Origin of the sequence: Glycomyces harbinensis (genome assembly GCF_900101745.1) — a bacterium.
Lineage (GTDB): Bacteria > Actinomycetota > Actinomycetes > Mycobacteriales > Micromonosporaceae > Glycomyces > Glycomyces harbinensis.
In genome coordinates, this window is record NZ_FNAD01000006.1 from 304152 (window position 1) to 319403 (window position 15252).

The window sequence follows — 15252 nt, forward strand, 5'->3', positions numbered from 1 at the left end:
CGTGCCCGAGGTGATCGAATTCCCGATCGGCGGAGCGGACCTGCCCGCGTTCCAGCCCGGCCCGCTCGACGCCGAGGCCGGATGGCGCGACCACCGAGTCGAACTGCGCACCGCCGTGCCTTCTGAAGGGCATGGGCCCGAAGGGCACTGGCTGCTGCGCCTCGAATTCGACGCCGGACACGGGCCGTGCCCCGACCTGCTGATCGACCTCGACGGCGAACGCACGGGCCTTTTCCATCCCGAGGTCGTTCGCGAGGACCGCGCCGAGGTCTACCGGCACGGGCCCATCGCCGGATCGGCGATCCTCGAAGTGCCGCTCGGGCCGCTCGCGGCGGGGCGGCACGCCATCGGCCTGACCACGACGCTCGACACGGCGGCCGCGACCGGCCCCGTCGCCGACCCCGGCGGGCCGACCCGCCACCGCGAGCAGTTCGGCCACCACTTCGGCAGCGGCATCACCTGGCGGCGCCTCGCGCTCGTCTCCTACGACGCGGCCGAAGCGAATGGCGTCCCGACCGCTCCCGCCACCGAGCCCGGAGCGCCGATCGGGACCGCGACCGAAGTGCCGACCGCACCCGCGACCAGGGCCGCATCGGGAGCGCCGAGCGCGAGTGCTCCCGGCGCGCCGACCGCCGCGCACGTCGACCTCCGGTCGACGCCGCTGTTCATCGAATCCGAAGGGCTGCAACAGCTCATCGACCTGACGGTCACGGTGCCGATCGGCACTGAACCGCCGCGCACCGCCGAAGTCCGTATCGGCGACCGGACCTGGACGCACGGCCTCACCCGTCCCGGGCGCGACTTCGGCCAGTTCCGCGTCCGCTTCCCGGTCCCCGAACTCGCCGGGCCCACCGAGACCGAAGTGCGCCTCGGCAGTGTCGATCCCAACGCCGCCGGTTCCGGCGGTGTGGACTCGGGCGACGCCGCGGGCAACCGCGTCGCCAACGGCGGCGGCGGTTTCGAGGTTGCCGCAACCGACGGCACCGGTGCCGATGACGCGGGCTTCAGCGATGTCGCCGCCAGCCCGGCCGCCAACGGCGCCACCGGCGGCGGTACCGCCGCCACCGACCGAGTCCGCTCCTTCAGCCGCGAACCCGTCGCGTTCATCCTCGAACCCAAGCGCAAGTGGACCGTTCACCTCATCCCGCACGTCCACCTCGACGTCGGCTACACCGACGTCCAGGGCAAAGTGCTCGAACTCCACTCCCGCAACCTCGACCGCGCCCTGGCCGCGCTCGACCGGAACGCGGACTTCGCGTTCTCCGTGGACGGCTCCCTCATCGTCGCCCAGTACCTCGCGACCCGCTCCCCGGAGAGGTCCGAGCGCGTGCTCGCCGCGCTCCGCTCCGGCCGCGTCTCCGTCAACGCCTTCCACTCGCTCTTCCTGTCCGGGGTCGCGAGCCTCGAAGAGGTCTACCGCGCCGCCTACCTCGCCGCGCGGCTGCGCGAGGACCACGGCGTCCCCGTCGACTACGCCAACCTCACCGACGTCCCCTCCTACAGCGCCGCCGTCCCGTCCATGCTGCGCGCCTTGGGCATCGACGCGTTCGTCGGCATCGAGAACCACCACCGAGGCGGCAACGCCGACTCCGACCTCCAGCACCTGGCCAGCCCCGTCATGTGGGAAGGCGTCGACGGCTCCCGCGTTCTCGCCCACTTCTCCGACACCTACTCGCAGCTGCGGTTCATGGCCGGCGACCCCCAGACCCTCCCCGGCGGCGCGCACGCCCTCGACCGGTTCCTCGCCCGCTACGAGCGGGACGACTACCTCCCGCACGACCTGCCCGTCATCGGCACCCACGCCGACAACGAAGACCTCGCCGACGGCGACGCCGCGTTCGCCGCCCGCTGGAACGCCGCCTACGCCTGGCCCCGGATCGCGGTGTCCACCATGGCCGGATACCTCGACGCGGTCCGGCCCCTCGCCGACCGGCTCCCGGTGTGGCGCGGCGACGGCGGCTCCTACTGGGAGGACGGCGTCGGCACCGGCGCCACCGTCGCCGCCGAGCACCGCCGCACCCAGACCGCGCTCCCCGTAGCCGAAGCGCTCACCGCGCTCGTCGCCCGGGCCGACGACACCTACCGCCCCAACCGCGCCGCCCTCGACGCCGCCTGGGAAGGCGCCCTCTTCGGCTGCGAGCACACCTGGACCTGGTCCCACGCCAACGCCCACCCGCACGGCGAACAGGTCGGCGACCAGCTCGACTGGAAGCGCCACCAGGTCCACACCGGCCACCGCAACGCCGTTGACGAGACCCGCCGCGCCCTCTCCCAGCTCGGCGAACTCGTCACCACCGACGGCCCCACGGTGCTCGCGCACAACCCGCTCGGCTGGGCCCGCGACGTCGAGATCGAAGTCGAAGCCCCCGCCGGGACCCCGTTCCTCCTCAACGGCGCCCCGCTCCCGACCGAGGCGCTCGCCGACTGCGACGGCCTCGTACGCCACCGACTCACCGTCCCCGACGTGCCGCCCTTCGGCTACCGCACCGTCCCCATGGGCTCGGCCCGCACCCTCGCTCCCGGCGAGGAAGGCGGCCAGGCCGAACGCGCCGCCGCCGCGGGCGACGACTGGCGTCCCGTCCCCGAGACGCTGACGACCGACCGCTGGGAACTCGCCCTCGCCCCCGACACCGGCGCGGTCCGCTCCCTCACCCACCGCCCGACCGGCCGGACCCTGCTCGACACCAGCTCCGCGTGGCACCTCGGCGACGTCCTCTACGTCCTCAACGGACCCGACACCCTCACCCGCGGCGACCATCCGGACGCCTTCACGCACTCCGGTGCGCCGCATACGCATCCGCACCCGCCGCGCAGCACCCTCTCGGGCCGCCGCCCGATCGCCGACCCGCCCGAACTCACCGTCACCGCCGCCGCGATGCGCCCGGTCGGCCTGCGCCGCACCTACGACGGCTGGCGCCTGCGCACCGTCGGCACCGCCCCGAACCTCCCGCACGTCGAAGTCGACCTCCTCCTGCGCGACGGCGACGACCGCGTCGACGTCCTCGTCCGCCTCGAAAAGAAGCGCGAACTCGCGAAGGAGGCCGTCTACGTCGCCTTCCCCTTCGCCGCCGAGGACCCGCGCCTGGCCTACGACCGCCAGCAGGGCTGGATCGACCCGGCCACCGACCACGCCCCCGGCGCCTGCCACGAGTGGTTCACCACCCAGTACGGCGTGACCGTCTCCTCCGGGCCGGGCGGCCCCGCCGTCGTGTGGACCAGCGCCGACGCGCCCCTGTTCACCGCCGGCGACATCGTCCGCGGCGCCTGGCCCGAACAGTTCCACATCCCCAACGGCTCGATCTTCTCGTGGGTCATGAACAACTACTGGCCCACCAACACCCCGCCCGAACAGGACGGCACCCTCGAACTGCGGTACGCGTTCACGCCGATGCCCGCCTTCGACGCCGCCGCGGCGGGCCGCTTCGGCCGCGAGGTCCGCTTCCCCGGTGTCCCCGGCGAAGTGAACCGGCTCGACAAGTTCGACACCGAACCCAGGCCACTCCCAGCCGACGCCGCCTCCCTGCTCGACCTCGACCTGCCGCCCGAAGTCCACGCCACCGTCGCCGAACCGCGCGACCGCCGCGGCCTCCTCGTGCGCTTCCAGGACCTCTCCGGGCGCGGCACCCGAGTGCCGCTCCCGACCACCGGCACCGCGGTGCGCTGCACCGCCGACGAGACCCCGCTCGAACCGCTCCTCGACGCCACGGTCACCTTGCGGCCCTGGGAAGTCGTTTCGATCCTCCTGCACGAGAACGGAGACGCCCGATGAGACGGCGAAGCCTCCTCGGCGCCACCGCCGCGGCCACCGGCACCGCGCTGATCGGCGCACCCGCCGCCGCCCAGACGACCGGACCGCGCGTCGGCACCTGGGCCGCGGGCGCCTACGGCCTCACCGGCGTCACCTTCGGCGCCCAGACCGGCCGGTTCATCCTGCGCACCAGCGTCGGCGGCACCAACCCCCGCCTGCGCCTCTCCAACGTCGCAGGCGCCGAACCGATCACCGTCACCAGCGTCCACCTCGGACTCCACGCCGGAGGCGGCGCCGTCGCGGCGGGCACCAACCGCCCCGTCACCTTCGGCGGCGCCGACACCGTCGTCATCGCCGCCGGTGCGGTCGTCCTCTCCGACCCCGTCGACCTCGTGCTCGCACCCGAAGCGGACCTCGCCGTCAGCGTCCACGCGCCCGCACCGATCGGCGACGTCACCGGCCACAGCATCGCCGCGCAGCGCTCGTACCTCACCACCGGCGGCGACCACGCCGCCGACGAGACGGCCGCCGCGTTCACCGCGACCGTCTCGCAGTGGTACCTCATCGACGAACTCACGGTTGAACTCGAAGCCGACGGCGGATCCGTCGTCTGCCTCGGCGACTCGATCACCGACGGCGTCGGCTCGGTGGCGGGCACCAACCAGCGCTGGCCCGACTTCCTGGCCCGGCGGCTCCTCGCCGCCGGCGGCGCGCTGAGCCGCGTCGGCGTCCTCAACGAAGGCATCGCCGGCAACCGCGTCCTGTGGAACAGCGCCTCGCCGTCGAGCCAGGCCCGGCTCGACCGCGACGTGCTCTCCCATCCCGGCGTCCACGCGGTCGTCCTCGTCGAGGGCATCAACGACATCGCGGGCGGCAAGGCCGCAAGCCCGGGCGACCTCATCGACGCCTACGGCCACCTGCGCGAACGCCTCAACCTCCACGGCATCCGCCTCGTCTGCGGCACCATCACGCCGTGGCTGGGCTCGGCGAGTTTCACCGAACCGAAAGAGGCGATCCGGACGGCCGTCAACACCGCCGTCCGCGACGGCCTCGCCGACGGCACGGTCGACTTCGACGCCGCCGTCCGCGACCCCGACGACCCCAGGCGCCTGCTCCCGGCATACGACTCCGGCGGCGGCGTCCACCTCACCCCGGCCGGATACCAGGCCATGGCCGGAGCAGTCGACCTCGCGCTGCTCGGGCCCCAACCCTTCACCAGTAGAACCTGATCGGAGCTGATCATGAGTGACATCCACATCGGCAGGCGCGGCCTGCTGCGAGCGACCGGCGGCGCCGCCGTCATCGCCGCCTCCGGAGGCCTCGCCGCCTGCGGCGACGGCGCCGGCACCGGCGAAGCCCAGTCCCTGAGCGAGACCGGCGTCGAACTGCCGAGCTACATTCCCACCGAACTCGCCGCCCCGGACCTCGCCGCCACCGAGGACGGCGTCCTCGCCGGGTACTACCGGTTCCCGCGCGACCTCGTGAACGCCTTCGAGGCCCCGCCCGCCGACGGCGCCGGCACCGTCTCGATCCTCACCAACATGTTCAACCCGGTCCCGCCCGGCATGGGCGACAACGCCTACTGGCAGGCTGTCAACGACTCGGTCGGCGCCGAACTCGACATCACCATGACCCCGGCGGCGGACTACCTCGCGAAGCTCTCCACGGTCATCGCCAGCGGCGACCTGCCCGACATGATGCTGATCGCCTCGACCCTCGCCAACCGCTCCGAGGTCCTGAGCAACCTCTGCGCCGACCTGTCCGGGCACCTCTCGGGCGACAAGGTCGCCGACTACCCGTTCCTCGCGAACTTCCCGACCGACTCCTGGCTCCCGAGCGTCTACAACGGCGGCATCTACGGCATCCCGAACCCGCGCGCGATCGTCGGCACCGTCATGTTCGCCCGTTCGGACCTGTTCGCGGCGAAGAGCCTCAACCTCGCGCCCGGCAGCTTCGACGAACTCGTGGAGATCGCCACCGAGCTGACCGACCCGGGCGCGAACCGCTGGGCCTTCGGCAACCCGCGCGGCCTCATCACCTACGTCGCCAACATGCTCGGCGTCCCGAACGTGTGGCGCGAGGAGGGCGGCAAGTTCACCTCCGAGTTCGAGACCGAGGAGCGCCGCGAAGCGGTCGCCCGCGTGGCCGAACTCGTCGAGGCCGGGCTCTTCCACCCCGACGCCGCGAGCGAGAACATCAACCTGCGCGACCTGCTCGGCAACGGCACCATCGCGATCGGACCCGACGGGTACGCCGCCTGGGACCTCATCGCCGACACCTACGGCATCGAGATCGCCGGCGTCCCCGCCCCGTCCTACGACGGCGGCGGCGAGGGCGTCCAGCGCGCCGGGTCGGCCAGCTTCGGCATGATCGCGTTCAAGCAGGCCGACGACGACCGGATCGCCCAGCTCCTGTCGGTCGCGAACTGGCTCGCCGCCCCCATCGGCAGCAACGAGTACATGCTCCGCAAGTTCGGCGTTGAAGGCCGGCACTTCAACTGGGAGGGCGACACGCCCGTCAAGACCGAGCTCGGCTCCAACGAGACCACCGTCCCGTTCGAGTACGTCACCGACGCCACGCCGATCCTCGGCCCGCGCGAGCAGGCCCGCGTGGACGCCCAGCGCGCCTACCAGGAGACCGTGATCTCCCGGGTCGTCCGCGACCCGTCGATCGGCTTCTACTCAGACACCGCGATCAACAAGGCGGGGGAGCTGTCCGACATCGTCAAGGCCGCCGAACTCGACATCGTCTCCGGCCGCAAGGGCATCGAGGCCTGGGACGAGGCCGTCTCGGCGTGGCGCGCCGCGGGCGGCGACGACATCCGCGCCGAGTACGAGGCCGCGGTCGCCGAGACCGAGGCGTCCCCGTCCGAGAGCGCCGGGAACTGATGGCGGCCGCGGTGAGCGACACGCGGGCGACGGCGCAGGCAGGGGCCGGACCGGCCGCGGCCCCGAAGCCGCGCGCCCGGCGCCGGGCGAGGCTGCGCCGGGACCGGCTCCTGCTGCTGCTCGCCGCGCCCGGCATCGCCGTCGTCCTGCTCTTCCACTACCTGCCGCTGGCCGGGAACGTCATCGCGTTCAAGGACTACCAGCCGTACATCGGCATCGTGGACTCCCCGTGGGTCGGCTTCGCGAACTTCTCGGTCATCTGGAACGGCGACCCCGAGTTCCTGAACGCGCTCACGAACACGCTCGTGATCTCGTTCGTGCAGGTCGCGTTCGTGTTCCCGATCCCGATCGTCCTGGCGCTCATGCTCAACTCGCTGCTCAGCGAGCGGTTGAAGCGCCTCGTGCAGTCGGTGCTGTACCTGCCGCACTTCATGTCCTGGGTGGTCGTGGTCGCGATCTTCCAGCAAATGCTCGGCAACGCCGGGTTGTTCAACACGTTCCTGCGCACGCACGAGCTGGGCGACTTCAACATCCTCGGCAACCCGGACCTGTTCATCCCCTTGATCACCGCGCAGGTGATCTGGAAGGACGCGGGCTGGGGCACGATCATCTTCCTCGCGGCACTGTCGCGAGTGGACACCGAGCTGTACGAGGCGAGCGCCGTCGACGGGGCCTCGCGGATGCGCCAGCTCTGGCACGTGACCCTGCCGAGCATCCGCGGCGTCGTCGTGCTGCTGCTCATCCTCAAACTGGGAGACGCGCTCACCGTGGGCTTCGAACAGATCATCCTGCAACGCGACGCGGTCGGCGCCGACGCCTCCGAAGTGCTCGACACGTACGTGTACTACAACGGCATCATCGGCGGCGACTGGGGCGTCTCGGCCGCGGTCGGACTCGTGAAGGGCCTGGTCGGGCTGATACTCGTCTATCTCGCGAACAAGTTCGCGCACCTCCTCGGCGAGAGCGGGGTGTACCAGAAATGACCGTCCTCACCAGTCGGAAACCGGTGCGGCGCAACGTCAACGGCACGCCCCCGCCGGGGCTCGCGATGCGCGGCGCGAAGGGCCTGATCCTCCTGATCGCGTGCGCGCTCGTCGTGGTCCCGTTCCTGTCGGTCGTCTCGACGAGCCTGGCCGACCAGCAGCAGATCACCGAGGCCGGCGGCTACGTCCTGTGGCCCGAGCGCCCGAACCTCGACGCCTACCGCGCGATCCTCGCCGGCGGCGTGGTCACCAGGGCCCTGTTCGTGTCCGTCGGCGTGACCCTCGTCGGGACGCTGCTCTCCCTGGCGTGCACCGCGCTCCTGGCGTACGCGCTGTCGCGGCCGGGCTCGTTCGCCCACAAGCCGCTGCTCATGACCGTCCTGTTCACGCTGTTCTTCACCCCCGGCATCATCCCCATGTACCTGCTGATCAGGTCGCTCGGCCTGCTCGACTCGTACTGGTCGCTCATCCTGCCGGTCCTGGTGAACGCCTTCCAGGTGCTCATCATGCGCGCGTTCTTCATGGAGATCCCGCGCGAGCTCATCGACGCCGCCCGCATCGACGGCGCGGGGGAGCTGCACATCCTGACCCGGATCGTGCTGCCCCTGTCGAAGGCCGTGCTCGCGGTGATCGGCCTGTTCCAGGCCGTCGCGTTCTGGAACGCGTTCTTCAACGCCGTCCTCTACATCAACGACACCGCGAAGTGGCCGCTCCAGCTCGTGCTGCGCACCTACGTCGTTGACAACACCTCACTGGGCGTGGACGGCACCGAGATCGCCGGCGCCACGCTGCCCGCCTCCCAGTCCATCCAGATGGCGATCCTCGTCGTCAGCCTCGTCCCGATCGCCCTCGTCTACCCGTTCCTCCAGCGCCACTTCGCGAAAGGCCTCCTCATCGGCGCCGTCAAGGGCTGACCCGACCCCCGGTACCAACCGTCAACCCGCTCTCCACCAGTTCACCCGACCGCCGGGTCCGACCCCGGCGGCCCCTCCGGCACTGCACGTCTTCAAGCACGCCGTCACAAAGGAGTGATCACCATGAGCACCGACCGCACCATCACCCGCCGCGGCCTCACCGCCCTCGGCCTCGGCGGCATCGCGGGCGCGGCCCTCGCCGCACCCGCCCACGCCGCCGACGACTCCGGCGAGGACCGGCGCGCCCAGATCGCCGCCGCCGAACCCGTCGCCACCGTCGCGGACCTGCGCGAGAAGGCCGGAACCGCCCACGGCGAGACCGTCTACCTCGTCGGGTACTTCACCGCGACCCCCGGTCGCGGCGGCGGCCTGCTCTTCTGGGACGAGGAATCCACAGAGGACGACAACGGGGGCACCGTCTTCGCCGTCACGGGAACCGCGACCGGACGCTGGAAGCGCCAGGCCGAATCCCGCGTCGACCTGACCTGGTTCGGCTGGAGCGGCACCGGCACCGCCGACCCCGAGGACGCCTCGGCCGACTCGGACCTCCTCCAAGCCGCCGTCGACGCCCTCCCCTCGGGCGGCACCGTCGCCATCGGGCCCGGCCTCGTCCTCCTGCGCACCACGGTCAACGTCCTGCGCGTCCCGATCACCTTCGCCGGGGCCGGGCACTCCGACAACCTCGAGACCGGCACCCAGATCGTCGTCGACACCACCGACGCCGACGGGTTCCTGCTCACCGGCGTCCGCGGCGGCGGCTTCCGCGACCTCCAGATCCGCGGGCTCGAACTCGAGGGCGGGTCGCTGATCCGCACCGAGCGCGCCGGGCCGGAGCCCGAAGACGGCAACTACATGCTCGCCTTCTCGCACGTGCGCTTCCGCGACGGCTACAACGGCACCACTCTGCGCGGATGCAACACCGTCCGCTTCCAGAACTGCGTCTGGAACACCTTCACCGGCGAGTACGTGGTCCTCCTCAACGGGGTCGCCGACGACACCCGGGCCGACCCGATCGAGTTCGTCCAGTGCGGCATCGCCGCGGGCAGCGGCAACCACGCGACTGACAACGTGATCGTGGACGGCCTCGGCGGGTCCCTCAAATTCATCGCCACCGCGATCCTCTTCGGACGCCACGGCCTGTGGATGCGCAACACCACCGGCTCGGCCGCGCTGCCGAAGTTCGTGTACTTCGAAGGCGGCGGCTTCGAGAACACCTACGGCTACTCGGTCCTGCTGGAGCGCGGCGCGCAGGCCCAGTTCGCGAACGCTTACATCTCCACCGACGGCGAACTCGACCTGGTTCGCGTCGGCCCCGACTTCGTCGGCGGCGTCACCTTCGCCGGCTGCGTGATCCGCGGCGCCGGGCGCAACGGGATCGACTTCGCCTCCAGGCGCCTGAACGTCAGCGGCTGCCTGATCGGCAACAACGGCCGCACCGCCCATGTCGACTTCGGCCGGAGCCTCTCCGGCCTCGCCGACAACGGCGACGGCGCCGTCCGCGTCACCACCGCGGACCCGCACGGCTGGGAGACGGGCGACCGCGTCACGGTCTACGACGTGGCCGGCGCCGACGCGGTGAATTCGAAGTGGACGGTCACCGTCATCGACGACGACTCCTTCGACCTCCAGGGATCGGAGTTCACCGGCTCGCCTTCCGGCGGCGCGGCCTACCGCCACGGCGCGGGCGTCAGCATCCGCGAAGGCGCGACCCGCGTCGTCCTGACCGGCAACGGCGTCGGCGGCTTCGTCGGCGACGGCACCAACCGCCAGGACTACGCCTTCGTCACCGCGTCTCCCGACGTCCTGGTGTCCGCCAACGACTTCAACGGCAACCACGCCGGCGGCCTGCTCATGAAGGCCACCCCCACGGCCGAGACCCGCATCTCCGGCAACAAGGGCACCGGCGACGTGGACGGCTGGTTCAGCGCACGAGTCGGGGGCGCGGTCGCCAACGGCGCGTTGGACTTCGGGAACAACCTGTTCGTGGCCGGGCAGCACGTCACGGTCGTCAAGGCCGCCCACGCGATCGACGCCGGGTCCTGCAAGGTGCGCTTCGCGGTCGACGGCGACGCCGCCACCGGCCCGCTCACCGTCGGCCAGGAGGCGGCCGTCCAGACCATCTCAGGTATCGCCTATGTGGACGGTTCAGCGGCCCCGAAGCGCATCGGGCTGCTCGTGGAGGACGCCAGCGCCGACGCCGCCGGGCTCACCGTCCAGTTCGGCTACCGCCTCGCCGGCTGACCATCGTTCCGCCTCCGTCCGAGCGCCGCTGCACCGCCACCGCCCCGGAGACGACGACAATCGGTCGTCAACGGTCGTGCATCGGCGCTCGGACCCATGCGGCCCCTACGCGTCGACTTCGGCGAGCTTGACCCGGACCCGTCCTACAGCGGGGTGCTGGAGCTCGTCGAGAATGGCCTCGGCCTGGCTCCACGCATCATGAGCCGCGGTCCGGTCGCCCATCGCAAGATAGGTGTCACCGAGGTTGTCGAGGCTCTGGGCCGTGTAGAAGCGGTTGCCCACCTGCCGGGCCAATCGGATGGCCTCCTGGAAGCTGTCGATCGCCTCAGCGAACCGCCCCGACCTCTGGTAGGCCTCACCGATCGTGTCCAGCGCCGCGGTCTCCGCGTCGGGGGCCTTCAGCTCCCGGAACGCCGCGAGCGCCTGCCGGCCGTGCTCGAGTGCCAGATCATGCTGCCCCACCTGGACATAGCAGCAGGCCACCGAGTTCAGGGCGTTGGCATGGGAACCGGCGTCGCCCAGCCGCTCGTGCAGCTCCAGCGCCCGCAGCGCGTGCTCGAGTGCCTCGGGGTGTCGCCCCTGATGCTCGCGGAACGCCGCCAGGGCCATTTCGACGTGCGCCTCGCCGACCAGGTCACCGTCGCCGCGGTAGAGCTTCAGCGCCGTCTCGAGGTGCCGGTCGGCGTCTGCTTCGCGAGCCGCTCTGAAGTGAAGGTTCCCGAGCCCCCGGTGGGCCCGCGCCTGCATGAGCGGCTCGCCGAGCCGTTCACCGGCCTTGAGCGCCGCCTCCATGCAGCTGAGGCACTGCGCCGAGTTGCCCAGTCGGTCGAAGAACGGGACGAGGACCCACACCAGTTCCCACACCTGCCGGTCGAACCCGGCGTCCGCCGCCCAGTCCAGAATGGAGACGAGCACCTCCTGCTCGGCCGTGAGCCAGTCCATGGCCGCGTCATGGTCCGCCATCTCCTCCAGCAGGACCTCGGGAAGCGCGTCCCCCGGCCCCTCGCCGGTCAGCATCGGGTCGATCACGGCCGTGGCGGCGTACCCGTTGTGCAGGTAGTGGTCGAGAACGCGGCGGACGGCTCGATCCCGGTCGGCCTCGGGCTCCTCGGCGGACACCAGCTCGAGGGCGTACTCGCGCATCAGGTCGTGCAAGGCGAAGCGCCCCGGGACCGGTTCGATGACCAGGTTCGCCCGCACCAGCTCGTCGAGCAGCTTCCCGGCCGTCTTCGCCGGGAGGCCGCCGAGGCTCGCCGCGGCGGGCACCGTCAGATGCGGACCCGGATGCAGCCCCAGCAGTCGCAGCATGCGGGCGCCGTCCGGGCTCAACGCGCGATACGACCACGAGAACACCGCGCGCACATCCGTCAGGTCCGATGCGGTGTCGAAGGCGTCGAGTCCCTCGCGCAGCTGCTCGGCGAGGGCGCTGAGCGGAGTGCCCCGGTCGATCACGGCACGGGCTGCGGCGATCGCGAGTGCCAGCGGAAGCCGCGCGCTGGCGGCGATGATGTCATCGGCGGCCTGCGATTCGACGGCCAGCCGTTCGGAGCCCAACCGCCGCGCCAGCAGCTCCCGCGCCTCGGCCATGTCGAACAGCTCCAGGTCGATCCGGTTCGCACCTTCGATGGCGATCAGGCTCAGCAGCGCGTCCCGGCTGGTGACGACGGCCAGGCAGCCGGGCCCGCCCGGCAGCAGCGGCCGGACCTGGTCGGCGCTGTTCGCGTTGTCCAGCACCATGAGCAGCCGTCGTCCGTCTATCGTGGACCGGAACATCGCGGTCAGTTCGTCGGTCTCGGTGGGGATGTCCTCGGCGCGCACCCCCAGCGTCCGCAGGAACCGCGCCTGCACGCGATCCGGCGACAGCGCCTGCCCCGGGTGGTACCCGCGCAGGTCGGCGAACAGCTGCCCGTCCACGAACTCGTCGGCGACCCGACGCGCCCAATGGACCGCCAGCGTGGTCTTCCCGACCCCGGCAGTTCCGGTGACCACACCGATGACCGGTCCCGACGACCCGTGCATCACCGTCAGCAACCCGTCCAGCTCGGCGAGCTCGCCCTTGCGCCCGGAGAAGGCCGCCGCACTCGCGGGGAGCTGGCGCGGGACCGGCAGCCGCGTGAGCTCGGTGCCGCGGTCCTCGTCCGGTCGACCGGCCAGGATCGCGGCGTGGAGCGTCCGCATCGACTCGCTCGGATCGACGCCGAACTCGTCGCTCAACCGGCGGCGGAACCGGTGGTAGGCGTCCAACGCCTCCCCGCGTCGTCCACAGTGGTGGAGGGCCTGCATCAGCTGGCCGCAGAACCCTTCGCGCAGTGGATGCCGCGCGGTGAGGGTCACCAGTTCGTCCACCAGTTCGGCGGCGCTCCCGCGGCGAAGCAGGATGTCGACGCGCCGCTCCAACAGCCGCAGCCGCTTCTCTCGCAGGCCCGGCGCCACCTCCCGCTGGAGCTCTTCGGACGGGACGTCCGCCAGCGGCTCACCGCGCCACAGTCCGAGCGCCGCCGTCACCACGGCAAGCTCGCCTTCGGGCTCGGCGGCTGCATCGGCTTCCCGCAGGAGGTTCGCAACGCCTCCGAGGTCGGTGGCGTTCGGCGGGACGTCGAGCCGGTACCCGTCGGGACAGGTCGCCACGATGTCGCCTGCGCCGATCCGGTCGAGTTGCGCCCGCACCCGCACCGCGCACAACTGGACCGCGCGACGGGGGTTCTGCGGAAGCTCCGCACCCCACAAGGCGTCCGCGAACGCCGACAGCGTCACCTGCCTGCCGGCGTTGAGCACCAGTAGCGCCAAGAAGGTTCGCGACAGCGGTGAGGTCAACTCCAGTTCCGTGCCGCCCGCGGCGACGCGCAGCGGCCCGAGCACTCCGAGTTCGACACCGCCAGGTGATCCAGTGGGCGTGTTGGCGCTGCTCTCGCTGCCATCGAGGTCCGGCACGCCGCCATCTTAGCCCCTGGTGGCGAGGGCACCGGCGATGGTGAAGTCGATCTGAAGCCGGGTTCGGCGACAGTGATCCGCATAGCCGCGATGACCCGCCGTCGGCACGGCGGGTGAATGCGGCGAAGCCGAGCGATAGATCAAGGAAACCGCATGTCCGTTCGTTCACCGTCCATACTCGCCCTGAGTCTGCTCCTCGCACTCGCCGGTTGCTCCGGAAGCGATGGCGGCGAGACCGCTTCCGACGCTGCGACAACCGATGAGAGCGCATCGACCAGCGAGCCGGAGCCCACGTACTCGCAGTACGAGGACTACCCCGGCGAGGAGTTGCTGTACACCGACGGCCGCGAGTCGTACCGCCTGCTCGTCAAGCCGGTGGAGACCGCCTGGCTCACCGAGTTGGCCGGCAGGCCCGCCCAGACGGGATCCCACTACCTGGCCGTCTACGTCGTGATGACCGGCGAAGCGGCCGACCGCGGCGTGGAGGAGGCCTACCTGAACGCCCTCTCATTGGCCCTGCGATTCGGCTCCGGGGAGGACTGCAACCGCGACACGCTCGGAGGCCGAGACGAGTCGATGGAGGAGATCTGCCACGACAACGCCACTTTGGTCACCTATCCCGCAGACGTTCCGTACGAGGACTGGGGCACGTACGGCTGGGAGGAGTCGACCCTCGGCGGCATCCCGCTGGACGCCGGCGAGACCGCGGCCGGGGTCGTGGCCTTCACCGTTCCGGACACCTTCGAGGCGACCGGTGGGATCGAGTTCTGCGGGGGCGGCGAAACGGTCCTCATGGAGTACGACAACTGCGTCGCCGTCTCCGCGCCGACGGGGGAGCGAGCCTGATGTCCGCGCGCTCGATCGCCGCGCTCGCCGCGGCTCTCCTCCTGACGCTCACCGGATGCGCCGACTCCGGTGGCGCCGACACCGACTCCGGCGAATCGACCTCGCAAGAGGAGTCGTCGCCGAGCACGTCCGGGCCGACCTACACCGCGTTCGCCGACTTCCCCGGCGAGGAGCTGCTGTACGTCGAGCAGGGAGTGGTGCCCGTCGGGTTGCGACTGAAGGCCGTGGACACGGTCTGGCAGACTGAACTCGCCGGCCAGATCGCCGATGCGGACGCGCACTACCTGGTGGTCTACGTCGCGGTGACCGGCGAGGCCGACGACCGCGGTGTGGCCGACGCCTGGTTCAACTACTTCGACTTCGAGCTGGTCTTCCCCGCCGGTGGTGACGCCTGTGCGGCCGCCAATGTCGACGCCTACGGGAACTGCACCCCCAACCCCGTCACCAGCATCGAATCGGTCGCCGACGGCGAGTGGCGCGACCACATGTGGGGGAGCGCCGATGCTTTCGGGCGCGTCGACCTCCCGGCCGGCGCGACCATGATCGGCGGCCTGGCCTTCCAGATCCCGGACGCCGCAGAACTGTCGGGCGACATGGAGTTCTGCGCCAGTGGCCGTGACGTCACCCGCGAGGACAACTGCATCACGGTTCCGGCACCGGCGGAGCCGTGGGGCTGAGGAACATGCAAGGCATGAGCGAAG

9 protein-coding genes are annotated in these 15252 nt (G+C 71.3%); 8 read left to right on the forward strand and 1 reads right to left on the reverse strand.

The features are described from left to right. The first annotated feature begins 1 nt into the window (after position 1). From BLQ63_RS28430 to BLQ63_RS12785, 6 genes are all read left to right on the forward strand, one after another. Positions 2-3769 (forward strand): glycoside hydrolase family 38 N-terminal domain-containing protein, encoded by a 3768-nt coding sequence (locus BLQ63_RS28430; RefSeq protein ID WP_091034790.1) that lies wholly within the window; start codon positions 2-4, stop codon positions 3767-3769. Continuing rightward, positions 3766-4977 carry an SGNH/GDSL hydrolase family protein gene (locus tag BLQ63_RS12765; RefSeq protein WP_091034792.1) on the forward strand — a complete coding sequence of 404 codons (1212 nt, stop codon included), beginning with the start codon at positions 3766-3768 and terminating at the stop codon, positions 4975-4977. The genes BLQ63_RS28430 and BLQ63_RS12765 overlap by 4 nt, the downstream gene beginning before the upstream one ends. A gap of 12 nt (positions 4978-4989) precedes the next feature. Then, a complete protein-coding gene (locus BLQ63_RS12770) occupies positions 4990-6636 on the forward strand; it encodes an extracellular solute-binding protein (protein WP_091034795.1) in 1647 nt (548 codons plus the stop codon). Then, complete coding sequence (locus BLQ63_RS12775) at positions 6636-7619, forward strand: ABC transporter permease (protein ID WP_091034797.1); 984 nt, start codon at positions 6636-6638, stop codon at positions 7617-7619. Before BLQ63_RS12770 ends, BLQ63_RS12775 begins: the two co-directional genes overlap by 1 nt. Further along, complete coding sequence (locus tag BLQ63_RS12780; protein WP_177154912.1) at positions 7616-8533, forward strand: carbohydrate ABC transporter permease; 918 nt, start codon at positions 7616-7618, stop codon at positions 8531-8533. The genes BLQ63_RS12775 and BLQ63_RS12780 overlap by 4 nt, the downstream gene beginning before the upstream one ends. Before the next feature lie 123 nt (positions 8534-8656). Further along, positions 8657-10774: a hypothetical protein gene (locus BLQ63_RS12785; RefSeq protein ID WP_091034799.1), complete on the forward strand. Its 2118-nt coding sequence runs from the start codon at positions 8657-8659 to the stop codon at positions 10772-10774. 105 nt (positions 10775-10879) lie between these two features. Here the strand turns inward: BLQ63_RS12785 and BLQ63_RS12790 are convergent, their stop codons facing one another. Then, positions 10880-13705, reverse strand: coding sequence for an AfsR/SARP family transcriptional regulator (locus BLQ63_RS12790; protein ID WP_091034801.1), 2826 nt, complete (start codon positions 13703-13705; stop codon positions 10880-10882). A gap of 153 nt (positions 13706-13858) precedes the next feature. Here BLQ63_RS12790 and BLQ63_RS12795 point away from each other — a divergent pair, with 153 nt between their 5' ends. Beyond that, positions 13859-14551: a hypothetical protein gene (locus tag BLQ63_RS12795; RefSeq protein ID WP_091034803.1), complete on the forward strand. Its 693-nt coding sequence runs from the start codon at positions 13859-13861 to the stop codon at positions 14549-14551. Further along, on the forward strand, positions 14551-15228 hold the full coding sequence (locus BLQ63_RS12800) for a hypothetical protein (RefSeq protein ID WP_091034806.1): 678 nt from the start codon (positions 14551-14553) through the stop codon (positions 15226-15228). The genes BLQ63_RS12795 and BLQ63_RS12800 overlap by 1 nt, the downstream gene beginning before the upstream one ends. The last annotated feature ends 24 nt before the right edge of the window (positions 15229-15252 follow it).